Raw genomic sequence first — 18,503 nt, 5'->3', positions numbered from 1 at the left:
ATTAAAGCTATATGGCTGTTACTTTTGGAATAAGATGTCCATAACGTCAGCCAACTCGCCTTTTCCTTCGCGGATCTCTTCTTCTGACAAGCCTGCGATTTCGTGAGGAAACACTAGCCATTCATCACTTTCGTTTACGTAGTAATCAGGCACAATATCAGTAGTGTTATTCTGAGGCTTATACCAAGGGCACGCAATGCGAATATCTTTTGGCATGTTCAAGCGCATAAGCTTGTTAATTTGCTTGATAAGCGCGTCAACACTTCGGCCTGAGTCAAAAACATCATCAACAATCAATAACTTGTCATCAGCATTCGCATTTTCAACCAAGTAGTGTAACCCGTGTACACGGATTTCTTTCGACTGTTTATTGATTCCATAGTAAGACGAAGTACGTACCGCGATGTGGTCGGTTGACGTATCTTTAAATTCAAAGAATTCTTGAACTGCGATACCAATTGGAGCACCACCACGCCAAATACCGATAATAAAGTCAGGGCGGAAGCCGTCTTCATACACCTTTGCCGCTAAGCGAAAGGAATCCTGTAGAAGCGATTGCGAGGTGATAAAATTCTTGTTCATGACGTCTCACTGAGCAAATTTTAAAAGACCGCGAGTATAGTGAATTTCACGGTCTTTTGCACGGTAAATTCAACTATTTATTCATTTTGAAGGGCCTGAGACGGTGCAATTTTCATCGCTTTGCGTGCAGGATAAACGCTGGCTAAAACGCACAACAATAACGACAGCAAAGTAATGCTGATAATCTGCACTACGTCCATTTCAATAGGCAGCCCTCTTCCGTCAGCCGCTAGCGCCAACGGTGAACCTATCGCATCTAAAATATTATTTAACTGAAGGGTTATAAAGACACCCAAGATAAGCCCGATACCTGCGCCTTTTATACCATTAAATAAGCCATTCAATACAAAAATCCACATTACCGTACTGGGCAACATGCCTTGAGTTTGAAGTACCGCAATATCGCCCTGCTTTTCGGTTACTACCATTACCAATGCAGACACTATGTTAAATGCAGCTACAGCGATAATAAGTAGCAACATGAGTGTCATCATGTTCTTTTCCATTTTTACAGCATCAAACAGCGGCCCCTGGCGCTCCCGCCACGTTCTAATATTATTTGCAGAGACACCCACCCTATCTGTTAACTCATTAACCACCGCTTGGTAGTTGAACGCATCATTCAGAAAGAGACGCAATGATTGTTTACTGCCTTTGGGGTCTCTCATTAAGCGATTCACATCATCAAGGTTCATATACATCACCTTGTCATCCATTTGCGAGCCCATATCGAAGACACCCACTACAGTCACAAGCCTCTGACTTGGCATTCTTCCAAACGGAGTATAAACACTGGCCCCTGCAACCATAACTCGCAATCTGTCACCCACACGCGCTTCAAGCTTTATAGCCAGCGAACGCCCAATGATAGCGGCGAAGCTACCTTTAGTAAGGTCACTGAATCGGCCTTGCTCCATATGGTTTGCGACTAAGGTGTGCTCAAGCATCACATCTGGCTGAACACCGTGAACCTGCACGCCGCGCAAGTCTGAGCGCGACTGCACTACGGCTTCTGCCTCCCTGTAGTCCATATTGGCAACAACGCCTTCAATGGGTGTCATGCTAATTTCATCTAACGTTAAAGGATTAGGGGAAGTAACTTTTTGGGTGGGTGTCTCGCTAAGACTTTTTTGCATCTTTAACGTGGGTGTCTTGCTAAGACTGTTGCTTGCAATGGATGTCTCTGTAACTTCTTTTTGAGTGGGTGTCTTGCTAAGGCTGTTGCTTGCGATGGGTGTCTTTGTAATTTCAGTCTTTGTAATTTCAATGTGGGGGACTATGCCTAGTATGCGCTGTTTTAGCTGGCCTTCCAGGCCGTTCATTACGGATACTACGATAATAAGCGCCATCAAGCCTAGCGCGATGCCGGCCACTGAAAATCGGTTTATAAATGAGACAAAACTGGTTTGGCTTGCTTTGTTAGACTTGGCATAACGATAAGCAATGAATGCAGAAAGAGGATAAAACATAGCGCCTTGCTTTTCAGTAATACGGTAATCTGCCTCACATTTAGCTATGCTTAGTGAATAAATAATTCAGATAAGTAGCCCAAAGGCGAGATGACGGGTTAACCCCAAAATAGTAAAGTGGGTATACTACGTGGTCGGTATACTACTTATAAGTTACTAGCGGCACAAGAAATAGTGGCAGAGGAATGATGTGAGCGAACTTAGCCTAGAACAAAAAAAAGCCCAATTCGATGAGTATTTTTCTATTGCGCACAGCATAAATGCCAATGTGCGCCCGTTAGGTGACAATGAAAAAGTACCTGATGAGGACAACCTTGAAGACTCGATGCCCTATGCATTTCGCATTGCCAGCGAAATGGCCGCGTTAGAAGCGCAGGCAATTCGCCCTTTAAGAAACTTAGGTGATCACGCTGAAACCTTGGCCGAATATTTAAATCATCAGTCGCGAAAAATTGACCTGATGATGTCCTTTGTATTGCATCAACAAGATGAGCCCGAATACCGCTTCAAAACCGTAAAGCTCGGTGGTGGTGGTGTAATTATCGAATCGTCTGACGCGCTGGACGTAGGTACTAGAGCAGAACTAAAGCTTTTTCTTGACGCCGAAGCCGCAGCAATTTTTTGTTTTGGTGAAGTAATTACTTGCGAGCAAGTTGAAGATAGTTACCATATCGCCTTTATTTTTAATACCATTCGAGAGCAAGACCAGGAGCTTTTAGTTCGCGCCAGTTTGCATATTCAAACACAGCAACTAAGAAAACGGGCGAAAGAAAAAAAAGCGGGATCTGAATAGCCCCTAACAACTGTATATAAGCCGTAAAACTCATCTTGCATTTAAAAAACAGGACGTCATGACAGCCACTTTATTATCGCTTCCATTACCTGCGCCTAAAAAAGAAGCCTCATCACAAGATCACAAACAATGGGGCCAGCTTCAAGGCAGCAGCGCCGCGCTTTGCATTAGCCAAACGCTAAACCAATACAAAGGCCCTATTGTATTGATTACCGCCGATACACCATCGGCAATGAAGCTTGAAAAAGAAATAGCATTTTTCTTAAGCGATAATCAAAAAAATACGCCCATTACCCTGTTTCCAGACTGGGAAACGCTGCCATACGATTCCTTTTCGCCTCACCAAGACATTGTTTCGCAAAGATTAGAAACCCTTTTCCGCTTTACACAGCAAGTGGAAGGCGTTTTTATTGTTCCTGTTAACACACTAATGCAGCGCCTTGCGCCTACCGACTATCTAGCAAAGTACCTACTGATGCTAAATAAAGGCGACACCTTAGACAGAGACCAATTCAGACGCAACTTAGAACAAGCTGGCTATCTTCACGTTAGCCAAGTGATGAGCCATAGCGAATTCTCGGTACGCGGCAGCATTATCGACCTATTCCCAATGGGTAGCGACCAGCCGTTTCGAATAGACTTATTCGACGATGAAATCGACTCTATTCGCTATTTCGATACCGAAACCCAACGCTCTGGCGAAGCGGTAAACAAAATTCGTTTATTACCGGCTCGCGAATTCCCAACAGATAAAGAAGCGATAACCCTTTTTCGCCAGCAGTTTTTAGAAAAATTCGACGCCAACAACGCCTCTGAAAGCGTATTTTCGCAAGTCAGTAAAGGAACTATGCCAAGCGGTGTGGAGTATTACCTCCCCCTTTTCTTTGAAAAAACCGCCACGCTCTTTGACTACCTTCACCCGAAAAGCCTGCTGTTGCTTCACGGCGATGTGCAAGACGCCAGCGAGTTCTTCTGGGCCGACGTGCAAGAACGTTACGAGCAGTATCGCTATAACTTAGCTCGCCCGTTACTTGCACCAGATGAACTATTTTTATCTATTAACGAGCTATTCGGTGCTATTAAGCAATGGCCTCGTGCGTCGCTTTCCAGCAAGGTACTTGAAGAAAAACAAGGTTCTACCAACCTTCAGTGCGAAAAACTGGATGACATTGCGATTAACTCGCAGAAAAAAGTACCTGCTGAGCGTTTAATTAAAACCGTAAATCAGGCTACTGACAACGGGGCTAAAGTACTGTTTTGTGCCGAAACCCAAGGTCGCCGAGAGGGCTTGCTAACCGTACTAGCCAAAGCTGGCATAAAACCAACAATTGTTGATAGCTTTAGCGACTTCATCGCAAGCCACGACAGTATTGGTATTACCGTGGGTATGGTTGATAATAGCTTTCGCTGGCAAACCCAGGAAGGCGAGCTGTTATTTATCACAGAAACGGAGCTATTAGGCCAAAAAGTAAGTCAGCGCCGTTTACGTGATAAGCGCACAGCCACAGACGAAAGTGCCATTATTCGCAATTTGGCTGAGCTTTCTATTGGCCAACCTGTAGTGCACTTAGACCACGGCGTAGGCCGTTACCTAGGCTTACAAACGCTAGATGCGGGCGGCGTTGCCACCGAATATTTGTGTATTGAGTACGCCAAGCAGTCTAAGCTTTATGTGCCTGTTGCATCACTTCACTTAATTTCTCGCTACACGGGCGGGGACGCAGACAGCGCACCAGTCAGCGCTTTAGGTTCTGACGCTTGGACGAAAGCCAAACAAAAAGCCGCTGAAAAAGTACGTGATGTAGCCGCTGAGCTTTTAGATGTATACGCCCGCCGCGCTGCTAAACCCGGTTTTGCTTACAATATAAACTGGGACGATTACCAAGCCTTCTCAGACAGCTTCCCCTTTGAAGAAACGCCAGACCAAGCACAAGCCATCGCTGCCGTTATGCACGATATGGGAAGCCCGTCTGCCATGGACCGCCTAGTATGTGGCGACGTAGGTTTCGGTAAAACCGAAGTTGCCATGCGCGCGGCATTCCTTGCCGCAAATGCAGGTAAACAGGTAGCTATATTAGTGCCTACTACCCTACTGGCTCAGCAACATTACGAGAACTTCAAAGACCGCTTCGCCGCCTGGCCGTTTGAAATTGAAGTAATGAGCCGCTTTGTCAGCGGTAAAGCGCAAAAGTCTGTGGTGGAGCGTATTGGCGAAGGTAAAGTCGATATCGTGGTAGGCACGCATAAGTTGCTATCTAGCGATATTAAGTACAAAGACTTAGGCCTTGTGATCATCGACGAAGAACACCGCTTTGGTGTGCGTCAAAAAGAGAAGCTGAAATCTTTACGTGCAGATGTAGATATACTAACCCTTACCGCTACGCCTATTCCTCGTACGCTGAACATGGCGTTATCTGGCATGCGCGACTTATCTATTATCGCTACAGCCCCTGCCCGTCGTTTATCAATTAAAACCTTTGTGCAGCAGCGTAATAAAGCCGTTATCCGTGAAGCCATCATGCGTGAAATTTTACGTGGTGGTCAGGTTTATTTCCTTCACAATGAAGTGGAGAGCATTGCTCGAACCGTGGAAGAAATAGCCGAAATTGTTCCTGAAGCACGCATTGCAATGGGGCACGGTCAAATGCGCGAGCGCGAACTAGAAGGCGTAATGAGCGACTTCTACCACCAGCGCTACAACGTGCTTGTCTGTACCACTATCATTGAAACCGGTATCGACGTACCAAGCGCAAACACCATTATTATGGACAGGGCCGACCATTTAGGATTAGCACAGCTTCACCAACTTCGTGGCCGCGTGGGTCGTTCACACCACCAAGCCTACGCTTACCTGTTAACACCGCATCCAAAGCGCATGACCAAGGATGCAGTGAAGCGCTTAGAAGCCATATCTCAACTTGAAGATTTAGGTGCTGGTTTCGCCCTTGCTACCCACGATTTGGAAATTCGTGGTGCAGGTGAGCTTTTAGGTGACGACCAATCAGGGCAAATCGCCAGTATTGGATTTAGCCTTTATATGGATATGCTCGACAAAGCGGTTAATGCCCTTAAAGATGGTCGTGAGCCATCACTAGACGATGCGACATCAGGGCACACTGAGGTAGAACTGCGTATTCCTGCTCTATTACCTGAAGATTATATTGCCGACGTTAACACCCGCCTATCGCTATATAAGCGCCTAGCAAGCTGTACTAACCAAGACGATATTGACGAGTTCCAGGTAGAGTGCATTGACCGTTTCGGTCTTTTACCAGAACCAGCTAAGAACTTGATAGAAGTCGCTGAAATTAAACTAAAAGCCCAAGAGTTAGGCATTCTAAAAGTAGACTTGTCGGCGCAAGGCGGTACCATAGAGTTTAAAGAAAACACTAAGGTCGACCCGGGCTTTATTATCAGCTTGGTACAAACTAAACCTAATACTTTCAAATTTGAAGGTAGCCAAAAACTGCGTTTGGTGAAAAAGACCGAAACAGCTAAAGAACGCATCGCATTTATTAGCGATATTATTGCCGATTTTGCAAAGGAGTCGCGATAACATGAAGTTATCTCGCTGGTGCCCGTTAGTCGCATCAATTAGCGCCGTATTTTTAACTACAATTTCGACCACAGCTTATGCCAACGATAACTGGTGGTTCGATGTGGAAGTGATTGCGTTTAAGCGCAATGTGGCACTGACTGAGTTAGAAGAACAGTTTTCGCTAGCCGACAACTTAAACGCCCCTCGCGCTCAGGCAGACATCATCAGCGATGTAATTGCACCCGATATTAGCTATTTAAAGCAAGGCTTAGCCGTTTGCGGTGCAGACTCTACAATAAAATGGCCTAACGAAACCCTTTTTGATATTCCTTCAAAAGATGTGGATTTTTTATCAATATCTACACCATCTAGCATACAAAATAGCGTTAAGAACAAGGGCGCCTATGGTGATGCTTCAAGCTTAGCGACAGACGTCTCGTCTCGTATTTCAGATGTAAATAATCAAGAGGAAACGGCGTTTAACAAAAGCCAAAATAACGCAGTTTATTCATCAACTGGGTATACCAGCAACTCAGATTATTTAAATGCCGAGACCGCAGGTAACGCACCAGATGCAGCAACAATTGCTAGCTACTGGACATGGTTTTTTGGGGTAAAACACACCGCGCCTATTACCGTACCTACTTTTAAATACTGCGAAGAGTCTAAACCTTGGCTTAGTGCAGAAGTTACTACCGTACTGAATCTAAATGCATCCGCCGAGGGCGAAGTAACCGCTAGTGCGATGCAAGATGATTACGCATCGAAAGCCAGTGCGCTTAAATCAGCAATGCGACCGGCCATAGTATGGAAGGTAAACAAGCCAGACAACAGGCTCCCTGCCCCTGCAAGTTTACCCATTGTTGTTGAAGGGCACGACTGGCCAGTGGCCTCAAAAGCTCACTTACTTACCAGTAACCAACAAGCGCTAGCATCTATCTCTCGCCAAATTCGCTCGAACCGACAGTTAGAACGCTTATTTCATGCTACATGGCGTCAACCCGTTATGTTTGGCAAAAATAAGGCTTTTGATGTGCGCCTTTACGGTGGTCAAAACTATGCACAGCAGTTCGACTTGAACGGCGACATGCGAGAGCAAGTACAACCCACCGCATCTATAACACAATCGCAAAATGGCAAGTCGGAATTTGGATATGGTGCAACCGCAGGTTTAAGCGCTAATAACACCTCAAATTCACCAAACAAGCACACCCCATATAGCTCCGTAAGTACAAGCGAAGATATGAATAGCACTTACACCTCGGCACTCAGCGACGCGGACTTAGCTGGCGTGCCTGATATTTTCGCTGACTTAAATCGTCGACTATCGAACCCCGAAGCCATCAATTATGAAGCGTTTAAAGCGCTAGATACCGCTATGATTGTGCAGCAAGACGAAGATAACGGATCAGACGCAGCGTTAAGAACCCCAATTTGGGAGATCGACGGCACAATAAAAGTATTCCTTAAATACATCAACCGCGTGCCGTATCTTCATGTAGATGGTGAAATGTTTTATCGCCAGCCAGTGCCGCTAAGCTATTTTAGCAGTGAAGAAAGTAACGCCGCATCAGCCGATCAAGCAACCCCAACCGAATACAAGTTGGTATCGGTTCCGTTAGCCGAGCAGCGCCGAGTGATCAGTACTCAGCTGCACTACTTCGATCATCCTTTATTCGGGTTTGTAGTTCAGGTTCGCCGTTACAACCGCCCTAACGTTAGCGAGTAGCGTTTTTCGCGCCAGCTACAGCATTAGCGCGTCCAGCTTTGCGGTTGCTAACCGCTGGTTTCTGATCGCTGGTTGCTAGTTGCTAACCGCTGGTTTCTGATCGCTAGTTGCTAGTTGCTAGTTGCTAGTTGCTAGTTTGCAGCATCTAATGACTTAGCGTGTAAATGCAGTACAAGAAATGAATTAAGAAAATAAGGTTTTTATGAAAATTTACACTCGCACTGGCGATAAAGGCAGTACGCAGATTTATGCTGATAAAGCCGTACGTGTCGATAAAGATGATTTGGTAGTACAAAGCTATGGCGACATGGACGAACTCAATAGCCACATTGGTTTGCTAGCCGCTTATGTTGCTAACGAACATAAGCCCATGCTGCACGATATTCAGCGCAACCTGTTCCAAGCTGGCTTTGCCATCTCTGCAAGCTCTACATTGAAGCAAGCCGACGTTGAAAGCTTAGAAAGCCTGATAGACACCATTACTAATAAAATGCCGCCCAATACTTCGTTCGTACTGCCCGGTGGCTGTAAAGCTGCTGCACAAGCTCATGTATGCCGAGCCGTATGTCGCCGTGCTGAACGCGCTGTCATCAGCCTTGCCAAACACTACGACGTACCCGAAGTGGTGCACGCGTACTTGAACCGCTTGAGTGATTTCCTTTTCACCTTTGCGCGCTTTATGAATGTAGAAGCCGGGGTAGAAGAAACCGCGGTATAAAGAGCCAAGTCTTAATTTGCCAACGACTAACCTAAGGGAATAGTCGTCGACAAAACCATTGAAAGAGCACGCAAAATCACATTGAGAAAACCAGCAAGAATAACTGGTGAGCAAAACGGTAGAAGTTAAAAAACCTACCGTTCGCTTAATTGCTTCACTAGCTTAACGGCACTGTCGTACTTATCATTAAGCCCTGCCGGCATAACCCGCCCGTATAATGCCATAACCCGCTCTTGCTTCTGCAAATCGCCCTCACTTAAGTTAGAAAAGCGTGCTTCTATTCCATCCAGAATACTCTCGGCCCCTTCGGGGTTGTTACAGGCAAGTACCATATCGCAGCCAGCATCTAGCGCAGCTTCAGCGCGCTCCACATAGCTACCGGCAACACTTGCTCCATGCATAGACAAATCATCAGAAAATACAGCGCCACTAAAGCCCAAGTCACGCTTAAGCACATCTTGCAGCCATTTTGGTGAAAACCCAGCTGGCTTGTCGCACACCTGGTTATAAATAACATGGGCAGGCATAACGCCATCAAGCATAGCCCGCTCAACTAAGCGTTCAAACACCACCATATCAGTGCTTCTTATCTCATCGAAATCACGCTCATCTACCGGTAATGCGATATGTGAGTCGGGGGCAACACTGCCGTGCCCAGGAAAATGCTTTCCAATAGCGGGCATATTGACGGTTTTTAGCCCTTGTATAAGGTGGGTAGCAAGACGTATCACCTCATTCGCATTATCAGCAAATGCTCTATCGCCAATAACTTGCGATACACCGTTAATATCAAGCACAGGCGCAAAACTAAAATCAATATCTAAGGTTTTAAGTTCATGTGCCAATACTAGCCCACACGCCTTAGCATACGCTGCACTTTCATCCTGATGTTCCGACTGCTTTAAAATACTGCCCATTGCAGGTATAGCGGTAAAGCCCTCGCGGAAGCGCTGAACTCGGCCCCCTTCGTGATCAACCACTATCAGTACAGGGCGTTTGGCATAGCGTCTTATATCCTGAACAAGCGCAGAAAGCTGGCGTTTGTCATGATAATTACGACTAAATAAAATTACGCCACCCACAACAGGATGGGCTAACTTTTCCTTTTCTTCAGGCGCAAGTTCTTCAGCCTGACAATCCAACATTAATGGTCCCACAGCACCGCCTTTGTATGTGTCATAAAACATCACTTCAATTTTGCTAGTTCTGTGGTTAGGATAGAGAAAAATAGGGAGTTTTACACGTGATAAATTGGTTCAAGTGGTTGGTTTTAAGTGTTTTAACATTGCTTTTAATAGCGGCCTTGGGGCTTTATATATCGCTTCGGCTAAGCTTACCCGCACTTGATGGCAATAGTGCCACCTATCACGTAAACGCCCCCACAGAGTTAAGCCGCGACAGCTTAGGTCATGCCGTTGTTAACGCCGACGACATTTTCGATGCTGCCTACGCTTTAGGTTTTGCTCACGCACAAGACCGGTTCTTTCAAATGGACTTACAGCGTCGCGCCGCTTCAGGAAGTTTGTCGCAATGGGTGGGCGATGTAGCCCTAGACATTGATAAGAACGCACGCTTTCACCAATTCGAAAAACGAGCAAAAGCCGTATTCAAGAACCTGCCTTCAACACAACAGGAATTGTTAGTACGCTATGCTCACGGTGTTAATGACGCACTAGATGAATACACCTTACCGCCGTTTGAATACCTGGCCGCAGGCGTTGAAATAAAGCAATGGCAACCCACCGACAGTATTCTAGTTATTTACAGTATGTATTTAGACTTACAAGGTACCCAAGTAGAACTAGATTTAGCGAGAGAGGCACTTCTTTCAACTTTCGGAAATGATATATATAGCTTTATTACCCAGCCAAGTAACTATCAAGCAGCGTTAGACGCCAGCGAAATCCCGTTACTTGAGGCTGAAATTCCAGACTACCCTGCTACCCTTCGTACAGATACCACTGCACCAGCTAGTAGTATTGACGAGCCCGCTGAACAGGGCTCAGACAACAAAACCGTTGAGCCCATAAGCGATAATCAAAGTGAAGATTCTGCATCTATCGAATTTTTACCCAATAAATATGGCACATCTGAACCTACACCAAATAAAACTATCAACAAAGACACAGCCATTGCTCGTGCCCAATATAACGGCACTGAGCTTCCTGACATTGGCAGTAATAACTGGGCTGTTACAGGAAGTCACACAGCAACGGGTGCAGGCCTTTTAGCTAACGACATGCACTTAGGCTTGCGCGTCCCTATCATCTGGTATCGCGCCCAACTTAACTACCAAGAATCGGGTAACAAGGTTCAGGTAACTGGCGTTTCTTTACCAGGCATACCTGGAATTGTAGTGGGTACCAACGGTCATATTGCGTGGGGTTTCACTAACGCAAATCTAGATAATGTGGACTGGATAGAATTAGAGGAAACAACGCCCACCGATACCGTAACAGAGCGTATCCCCCTACCCGATGGCGAACATGAATTCACATTTGAACTAAGCAAATACGGCCCTGTAAAAGAACTTAACAGCAAACGTTACGCGCTGAACTGGGTTGCGCACCATCCATTTGCGGCTAATTTGGGTATCATAAATTTCGGCGCAGCAAAGGACGTTCAAAAAGCGATTACTATAGGCAAGCGTATTGCCATTCCAACACAGAACCTAGTAGTTGTAGATGAAACTGGTAATGCCGCGTGGCTACCTGGTGGCGCGGTTATGAACAGGCAAACGGCGTCGTTCACCGCTATAAAACAGCAAGATGCAATAGAACCAAAGCGCGCTACACAACTTCCAATGTTATTAAACCCTGAAATGGGAAGAATATGGACAGCCAATGCCAGAGTAATATCAGCTGACGACTTCAAAGTATGGGGCGACGGTGGTTATGCCCTAGGTGCCCGCGGGCAACAAATAAGAGACAGACTTTTCGAAAAAGACACCTTCAGTGAAACCGACTTTTACGCTATTCAGCTGGATAATCACGCTCGCTTCTTAATTCCATGGCAGCATCTTTTGTACGGCTTGTTAAATATGCAAGACATTGAGTTCAAACCAGACCTTGCTTATCTAAACACCTGGAAAGAATGCGCATGTGAAGATTCAGTGGGCTATACCTTGGTTAAGCACTTTAGGCGCGAGGTAATACAAACGCTTTTTGGTGGCATGCTTTCACACTTAGACCAACAAGGGGTAAACAGCCGCACGTTGCTTAGAGGCATTGAACCAGCCACTTGGCAGCTTATTCATAGCCAGCCTGATTCTTGGCTGCCTGCCGATACTGAAAGTTTTGACGAATTATTAGTAGATGCGTACAGACGTGCTAAACACAAACTATTAGATAAATATTCGCCGGTAGAGGCTAACATGGAAACCTTAGCCTGGGGTAAGGTCAACGCTTTATCTGTAGAGCACCCTTTCGCTAGTCAAATTCCATTAGTAGGAAGCATGTTAAATATGCAACAAGTGGAAGGCTTTGGCGATACCTACATGCCTGCGGTTCAAGCGCCTAGCTTTGGTGCTTCTGAGCGATTCTTTGTGAGCCCTGGCCATTTAGAAGATGCCATTTTAACCTTACCTGGTGCGCAGAGCGGTCACCCGCTGTCAGATTTTTTTACAGCAGGTTTTAACGACTATGCTACTCACGCGGCAACGCCCCTGCTTCCCGGCAAACCTATCCATAGTCGGACATTCTATAAAAAAGAGGCTGAATGACACCTGCAATCACACTACTTACAAAAAAGCGTATAGCCCATAAGGTATTAAAGTATGACCATGATGCAAATGCAGCATCCTATGGGCTAGAAGCGGTCGAAAAGCTAAACCTAGACGCCGATACCGTATTTAAAACCTTAGTGGTGAGTACAGACACCAACAAACTGGCTGTTGCTGTAGTACCGGTAAACACCAAGCTAAGCGAAAAGAAAATGGCGAAAGCATTAGGTGTGAAAAAGGTAGAAATGGCGCAGGCAAACGCGGTAATGGTTGCCACAGGCTATGTGTTAGGTGGGGTAAGTCCTTTAGGGCAAAAAAAGCGCTTAGCAAGCGTTATTCATAAAAGCGCTGAAAATCTGCAAACTATTCACGTAAGCGCGGGAAAGCGAGGGTTAGAAGTGGCGCTTTCCTCTGCCGATTTAGCTTTGCTGACAAGCGCTAAATTTGCAGATATTTCGGTAAATTAACTTAGCACAATCCAATATATCGTTAGATACGTTAGCAAAAACTTACAATGCAGCTTTTGGTTATGCGACTGCCGCCATTATGTTCTTAAGGTTTTCGATTGATTTAAGCCTTTTTTTAATCAGCACATCTTCGTTTATCTTGAGGATAATACCTTTCAATAAATCAGTAGTGTTCTCTATGTGTGATATTGACTTAAGATGCTCTATGTCTTCGAAAATCTTACGCCCTTTTAGCGATAGGCGCTTTTCTGATCTACCTTTTGCCAAGTCACTTTGAAGGTAACTCGCTATCTTTTTCGCTGATTTTTCATCTTCAGACAGTGTATGAATGTAATACTTCATCATGCTTGGAACAAAGTCTGTAGTTGCACCTATTTCCATTGTCGCTAAATTTAGAATATCGATTAAATGCGCTGGTAAACGCCCTTCCACTGGCTTTCGCTTTGCTTCATATTGACGTTTAACCGCAGGTGTTGATTGATGAGGTAATACAATCACGTGCTCACACTTATCACATACCCCCACCAAAACCTTTTTAACTAAACCCGTACCATCACTGAAAGGAACATCTCTAAGTTGAAATGTCGCATTTTCAAATGATTGGCAATTGCTGCATGCCGCTTTCTGCGACTCGCCTACTTTGAAAATTTTCATATCTTTTCCTTAACGATGGACGCTAATAAAAACGCTATTCGGCTCTACGATATACCATTTAACATACCAATTATGACCGGCTAGTCTTGTCTTAATTACGTGTACTGTAATGCTGCTATCAAAATGATGAGGGCTGGAAGAATAATCGTTTCCACGACTTCGACCTATAATTTCGGCAACTTCCTCAAGCGACACTTGCCCAATTGCCAATAGATTTTTAACGTCAATTTCGTTTCTCTGCTCATGGGAAACGTATCCTTTATTTAGACAGTCAATGACCTGTCGCTTTATTTCCTTGTAACCCACCCAGCACTCCACGCTCACGCCAAGTGTACGCCAAATTGCGTACACTTTCAAATTAAGCTTTTCAATAAATTTATAGTATGAAAAGTAGGAAGAGGTATGAAGCTGGTCTGTGGTATAGGTTTCTGGTGAGTGTTTAAGTACAGCGCGAGCAATAGCCTAATTGGCCGCCTGCGCTAACCATTGCTCACGCGCTTCTTCAAGCGCTGCTTCATCAGGCTGTTCGTTGCCCGAAATAGCTACGGCAATTTGCTGAATAATGTCATCGCGCTTTTTAATCAACGCATCAGTGCGAGGGAAGAGATCTTTAGCTTCAGGATATTCCGCCTTTAACGATTCAACGTCTTCTAAGGCATAATAGCGCGCTTCAAAGGCTTCGTTATATAGCTGACGTTTGGCATTAAAAACAACGTAGTCTTTTGCGGTTTCCGAATTAAGGTAATCCATATCTTCTGAAGATAAATTAGCGGCCTGCCCCACTTCACGGGCTTGAGCCATCCAAGAATCTACAGCTTCAACATTCCCTTCTTTAACAGCTTGCTTTACACCTGCCTGCAAATCGCTGGCGTGCAGAATTTCCATTACCGTTATAAGTGGAACTTGCGCTGCATCTTGATCTCGTTTGTCTGCATCTAGCGACAAATAAGCAAACCATGAAAAGGTAGCGGCAATAATAATAGCAAGAACGACAAGTGCTTTTTTCACACTTTCCTCCAAAAACATTGCATATAGAAATCAGTGCGAGTGCACTGTAAAAAAGAAGCAATACAAAAAGAGCGAGAGATCTCGCTCTTTTTCAGTATTGTAACGACCTAAAGATTATTGGTCGACAGGCTCTGAGTTTTCAACTCGGCTTTTCAGTTTTTGACCCGGGCGGAATGTAACCACGCGGCGCGCTTTAATTGGAATGTCTTCGCCGGTTTTAGGATTACGGCCAGGACGTTCGTTTTTATCACGCAAGTCAAAGTTACCAAAACCCGACAGTTTTACTTGCTCACCAGATTCCAGAGCGCCTTTAATCTCTTCGAAAAAAAGCTCTACCAGATCCTTCGCATCACGCTTGTTAATGCCTAGTTTCTCGAATAGGTGTTCAGCCATCTCGGCTTTGGTCAATGCCATAGTTTACTCTCTTAACGCGGCCCCAAACTCAGATTCCAGACCTTTAACCACAGTATCTACAGCTTGCTGAATCTCAGCTTCTTCCAAGGTTTTTTCCGGATCTTGTAAATGAAGTGACAAAGCAAGGCTCTTATAGCCAGGCTCAATTCCCTTGCCTTTGTACTCATCGAACAAGTTTAGAGCAACTAGTTGATTTACGCCAATATTTTCTATGTAAGAAAGCACATTTCCTACACGCACTTCATCTTTAACCGTAATAGCAATATCACGGCGATTCGATGGGAAGCGCGATACTGGTACAGCTGACGGTAATTTGCGATCGGTAATGGCATCTACCACTAGTTCGAACACAAATACGCGGCCGTTAACACCAAGCAATTTAGTAAACTGCGGGTGTATAGCACCAATATAGCCAACTTCTTCATCATTAAGCAAAATTTTTGCCGTCATACCAGGGTGCAACGCACTATGCTGCCCTGTAACGAACTGGAACTCGCCGGTTTTACCCGTAAGTGCCAATAACGCCTCAACGTCAGCTTTCGCATCAAAGAAATCAACCGGGCTATCGCCCAAGTCCCAATGTTCTTCATTACGACGCCCTGCTACTACACCACCAATTACTTGTTGTTGCAATACACCATTTGGCGCATCTTGTTGAGGAATAAAGCGTAATCCGGTTTCAAACATGCGAACACGTTGCTGCTGACGCTTCTGATTATAAGCAGTAGCACCTAGCAAACCCGGCCATAAACTTACGCGCATTACCGACATATCAGATGAAATTGGGTGTGGTAGCACCATACCTTTCACGTCTGGGAATAATGCGTTTTGAATTTTAGGGTCAACAAACGAGTAAGTAATCGCCTCATTGTAGCCACGGCTAAGAAGCAACGACTTCATAGTGTTTAGCGGCAGCTTAGCTTCTTGCGAAGGTAGCATTGCCAACGTCGCTTTTGGTGCCACGTTTGGAATGTTGTTGTAGCCGTATACACGGGCAATTTCTTCAATCAAATCTTCTTCAATTGAAATATCGAAACGATAGCTTGGCGCAACCGCTTCCCAGCCAGCTTCGGTTTGCGTTACTTCTAAACCAAGGCGGTTTAGCATTTCGGTTACTTTCGCATCGTCAATGCTGATGCCTAGTACGCGAGATAAACGTTCGCGACGAAGCGTAACCGTAGCCTGCTCAGGTAGCTTATCTTCAGCCACTGCTTCAACAACAGGGCCAGCTTCACCACCACAAATTTCAAGAACTAGTGCAGTAGCGCGCTCCATAGCTTTACGCTGAAGTAGAGGGTCTACGCCACGCTCATAGCGGTGCGATGCATCGGTATGCAAACCATACTGACGAGCACGGCCCATAATGACATCACGGCTAAAGAACGCACTTTCAAGCAAAATGTCTTGGGTTTCAGTAGTTACACCAGAGTATAGGCCACCGAAAATACCCGCCATGGCTAGCGCTTTGTTGTCATCGGCGATAACCAAAGTATTACTTTGCAGCTTTGCTTCGGTTTCATCAAGTAGCGTAAGGGCTTCGCCTTCGTTCGCCATACGCACGTTAATGTTGCCTTCAATGCTGGCAAGGTTAAATGCGTGCATTGGCTGGCCAAGCTCTAGCAATACAAAGTTAGTCACATCTACAATGGGGTCGATGCTGCGAATACCGCAACGACGTAGCTTTTCAACTAACCACAGTGGCGATGCTGCTTTTACGTTAACGCCTTTAACCACACGACCTAAATAACGTGGGCATGCGTCGTCAGCGCTTAACGTAATTGATAATTTATCATCAATAGTAGCCTCTACAGATGCTACTTCAGGCTCGCACACGTCAAGGTTATTAAGCACGCCTACTTCACGGGCAATACCGCGAATACCCAAACAATCTGCACGGTTTGGTGTTAGGTCTACTTCAATGGCGTTGTCATCAAGACCAAGGTAATCGCGAATGTCTTCGCCAATAGGTGCATCGGCTGGAAGCTCGATAATGCCGTCGTGGTCGTCGCTAATACCTAGCTCAGAGAAGCTACATAGCATGCCGAATGACGGCTCGCCGCGAAGCTTCGCTTTCTTAATTTTAAAATCGCCTGGCAATACAGCACCAACAACTGCTACCGCTACTTTAATGCCCTGACGACAGTTAGGTGCACCACAAACGATATCAAGTAGCTCATCGCCACCTACGTTAATTTTAGTTACGCGCAGTTTATCTGCGTTAGGGTGCTGACCGCACTCCGCTACTTCACCTACTAGCACGCCTTTAAAATCGCCTGCTACTGGCTCAACGCCGTCTACTTCAAGGCCAGCCATGCTCAACTGTTCAGACAGCTCATGTGCCGACAGCGACGGGTTAACCCACTCTCTTAGCCATTTTTCACTGAATTTCATGTGTACTCTCTGCCTTAGTTGAACTGCTTAAGGAAACGAAGATCGTTTTCAAAGAACGCGCGCAAGTCGTTAACACCGTAACGAAGCATAGTTAAGCGCTCTACGCCCATACCAAAGGCAAAACCTGTGTACTCTTCTGGGTCGATACCCACTGCTTTAAGTACATTTGGGTGCACCATGCCGCAGCCTAGTACTTCAAGCCACTGGCCATTTTTACCCATAACGTCTACTTCAGCTGAAGGCTCAGTAAACGGGAAGTAAGACGGACGGAAGCGAATTTCTAGTGACTCTTCAAAGAAGTGATGTAAGAAGTCGTGCAAAATACCTTTAAGGTCGGTAAAGCTAACGTTCTTATCAACCATCAAACCTTCCACCTGGTGGAACATTGGCGTGTGAGTTTGATCGTAGTCGTTACGATAAACGCGCCCTGGCGAGATAATACGCAATGGCGGCTTTTCCGCTTCCATAGTACGAATTTGAACACCAGAGGTTTGCGTACGAAGCATCATGTCTGGGTTAAAATAGAAGGTATCGTGATCGGCACGCGCTGGGTGATTCGCAGGAATGTTCAGTGCGTCGAAATTGTGAAAACCATCTTCAATTTCAGGGCCGGTCTTTACCGAGAAACCAAGCTCGCCAAAGAAAGATTCAATACGCGCAATAGTGCGGCTAACCGGGTGCAAGTTACCTGGCTTTTCAGTACGGCCTGGCAAAGTAACATCAATGGCTTCTTCGGCTAGCTTTTTGTTAAGCTCTTCAGTGCGTAAAAACTCACCTTTTGCAGAAATAGCTTGCTGAATAACCTGTTTAGCTTGGTTAATCTTTTGGCCTGCGGCAGGACGTTCTTCGTTCGATAACTTTCCAAGCCCTTTAAGTAAGTCGGTAAGTTTACCTTTCTTACCCATGAATTCGACCCTAACTTGGTCTAATGTGGCTGCATCTTGTGCAGCGTCAATCTGGCTTTGTGCCTGATTGATAATAGCGTCAAGCTCCATGTTTTCCTCAATTTACATGATGAC

Annotated in this window: 14 protein-coding genes; 6 read left to right on the top strand and 8 right to left on the bottom strand. The window is 45.4% G+C overall.

Annotated features, from left to right (window positions below; translation table 11 throughout):
• Positions 1-18 precede the first annotated feature (18 nt).
• Both ACXAGK_RS09550 and ACXAGK_RS09545 read right to left on the bottom strand, forming a co-directional pair.
• On the bottom strand, positions 19-582 hold the full coding sequence (locus tag ACXAGK_RS09550; protein ID WP_118489551.1) for a phosphoribosyltransferase: 564 nt from the start codon (positions 580-582) through the stop codon (positions 19-21).
• Positions 583-659: 77 nt separating this feature from the next.
• The gene (locus tag ACXAGK_RS09545; protein ID WP_474855935.1) at positions 660-2,051 is read right to left on the bottom strand and encodes an FtsX-like permease family protein; all 1,392 of its coding nucleotides are present in this window, start codon (positions 2,049-2,051) and stop codon (positions 660-662) included.
• Between the two features lie 190 nt (positions 2,052-2,241).
• Between ACXAGK_RS09545 and ACXAGK_RS09540 the strand changes: the two genes are divergently transcribed.
• The 4 genes from ACXAGK_RS09540 (at position 2,242) to ACXAGK_RS09525 (ending at position 8,829) form a co-directional block, all read left to right on the top strand.
• Entirely contained in the window at positions 2,242-2,844 is a 603-nt protein-coding gene (locus ACXAGK_RS09540) for a PilZ domain-containing protein (RefSeq protein ID WP_474855933.1), read from the top strand.
• Positions 2,845-2,902: 58 nt separating this feature from the next.
• Complete coding sequence (gene mfd / locus ACXAGK_RS09535) at positions 2,903-6,400, top strand: transcription-repair coupling factor (protein ID WP_474855931.1); 3,498 nt, start codon at positions 2,903-2,905, stop codon at positions 6,398-6,400.
• 1 nt (position 6,401) lies between these two features.
• Complete coding sequence (locus tag ACXAGK_RS09530; protein ID WP_474855929.1) at positions 6,402-8,111, top strand: CsiV family protein; 1,710 nt, start codon at positions 6,402-6,404, stop codon at positions 8,109-8,111.
• A 202-nt stretch (positions 8,112-8,313) separates the two neighbouring features.
• Positions 8,314-8,829: a cob(I)yrinic acid a,c-diamide adenosyltransferase gene (locus tag ACXAGK_RS09525; protein WP_474855927.1), complete on the top strand. Its 516-nt coding sequence runs from the start codon at positions 8,314-8,316 to the stop codon at positions 8,827-8,829.
• 134 nt (positions 8,830-8,963) lie between these two features.
• Here the strand turns inward: ACXAGK_RS09525 and nagZ are convergent, their stop codons facing one another.
• Positions 8,964-9,974 carry a beta-N-acetylhexosaminidase gene (gene nagZ / locus ACXAGK_RS09520; protein WP_474856395.1) on the bottom strand — a complete coding sequence of 337 codons (1,011 nt, stop codon included), beginning with the start codon at positions 9,972-9,974 and terminating at the stop codon, positions 8,964-8,966.
• 98 nt (positions 9,975-10,072) lie between these two features.
• Here nagZ and ACXAGK_RS09515 point away from each other — a divergent pair, with 98 nt between their 5' ends.
• Positions 10,073-12,550 carry a penicillin acylase family protein gene (locus ACXAGK_RS09515; RefSeq protein ID WP_474855925.1) on the top strand — a complete coding sequence of 826 codons (2,478 nt, stop codon included), beginning with the start codon at positions 10,073-10,075 and terminating at the stop codon, positions 12,548-12,550.
• The gene (ybaK, locus tag ACXAGK_RS09510) at positions 12,547-13,017 is read left to right on the top strand and encodes a Cys-tRNA(Pro) deacylase (RefSeq protein ID WP_474855923.1); all 471 of its coding nucleotides are present in this window, start codon (positions 12,547-12,549) and stop codon (positions 13,015-13,017) included. The genes ACXAGK_RS09515 and ybaK overlap by 4 nt, the downstream gene beginning before the upstream one ends.
• Positions 13,018-13,077: 60 nt before the next feature.
• On the opposite strand, the gene ACXAGK_RS09505 is transcribed toward ybaK, so the two are convergent.
• From ACXAGK_RS09505 to pheS, 5 genes are all read right to left on the bottom strand, one after another.
• Positions 13,078-13,671, bottom strand: a complete 594-nt coding sequence (locus ACXAGK_RS09505) for a hypothetical protein (protein WP_474855921.1) — start codon at positions 13,669-13,671, stop codon at positions 13,078-13,080.
• 462 nt (positions 13,672-14,133) lie between these two features.
• Positions 14,134-14,679, bottom strand: coding sequence for a hypothetical protein (locus ACXAGK_RS09500; RefSeq protein ID WP_474855919.1), 546 nt, complete (start codon positions 14,677-14,679; stop codon positions 14,134-14,136).
• A gap of 114 nt (positions 14,680-14,793) precedes the next feature.
• Positions 14,794-15,093: an integration host factor subunit alpha gene (gene ihfA / locus ACXAGK_RS09495; RefSeq protein WP_012518129.1), complete on the bottom strand. Its 300-nt coding sequence runs from the start codon at positions 15,091-15,093 to the stop codon at positions 14,794-14,796.
• A gap of 3 nt (positions 15,094-15,096) precedes the next feature.
• Entirely contained in the window at positions 15,097-17,484 is a 2,388-nt protein-coding gene (gene pheT / locus ACXAGK_RS09490; protein WP_474855918.1) for a phenylalanine--tRNA ligase subunit beta, read from the bottom strand.
• Between the two features lie 14 nt (positions 17,485-17,498).
• Complete coding sequence (gene pheS / locus ACXAGK_RS09485; RefSeq protein ID WP_015066912.1) at positions 17,499-18,479, bottom strand: phenylalanine--tRNA ligase subunit alpha; 981 nt, start codon at positions 18,477-18,479, stop codon at positions 17,499-17,501.
• Between the last annotated feature and the right edge of the window lie 24 nt (positions 18,480-18,503).

The sequence above is a fragment of the Alteromonas sp. ABM1_013 genome, assembly GCF_056160505.1.
The sequence above is the reverse complement of the archived record's forward strand: the minus strand, read 5'-3'. Positions and strand labels throughout refer to the sequence as shown.

Coding starts and splice junctions, on each gene's coding strand:
- ybaK (WP_474855923.1), top strand. CDS start 12,547: ATGACACCTGCAATCACACTACTTACAAAAAAGCGTATAGCCCATAAG.
- pheT (WP_474855918.1), bottom strand. CDS start 17,484: ATGAAATTCAGTGAAAAATGGCTAAGAGAGTGGGTTAACCCGTCGCTG.
- ACXAGK_RS09505 (WP_474855921.1), bottom strand. CDS start 13,671: ATGAAAATTTTCAAAGTAGGCGAGTCGCAGAAAGCGGCATGCAGCAAT.
- nagZ (WP_474856395.1), bottom strand. CDS start 9,974: ATGTTGGATTGTCAGGCTGAAGAACTTGCGCCTGAAGAAAAGGAAAAG.
- ACXAGK_RS09545 (WP_474855935.1), bottom strand. CDS start 2,051: ATGTTTTATCCTCTTTCTGCATTCATTGCTTATCGTTATGCCAAGTCT.
- mfd (WP_474855931.1), top strand. CDS start 2,903: ATGACAGCCACTTTATTATCGCTTCCATTACCTGCGCCTAAAAAAGAA.
- pheS (WP_015066912.1), bottom strand. CDS start 18,479: ATGGAGCTTGACGCTATTATCAATCAGGCACAAAGCCAGATTGACGCT.
- ACXAGK_RS09525 (WP_474855927.1), top strand. CDS start 8,314: ATGAAAATTTACACTCGCACTGGCGATAAAGGCAGTACGCAGATTTAT.
- ACXAGK_RS09530 (WP_474855929.1), top strand. CDS start 6,402: ATGAAGTTATCTCGCTGGTGCCCGTTAGTCGCATCAATTAGCGCCGTA.
- ihfA (WP_012518129.1), bottom strand. CDS start 15,093: ATGGCATTGACCAAAGCCGAGATGGCTGAACACCTATTCGAGAAACTA.
- ACXAGK_RS09550 (WP_118489551.1), bottom strand. CDS start 582: ATGAACAAGAATTTTATCACCTCGCAATCGCTTCTACAGGATTCCTTT.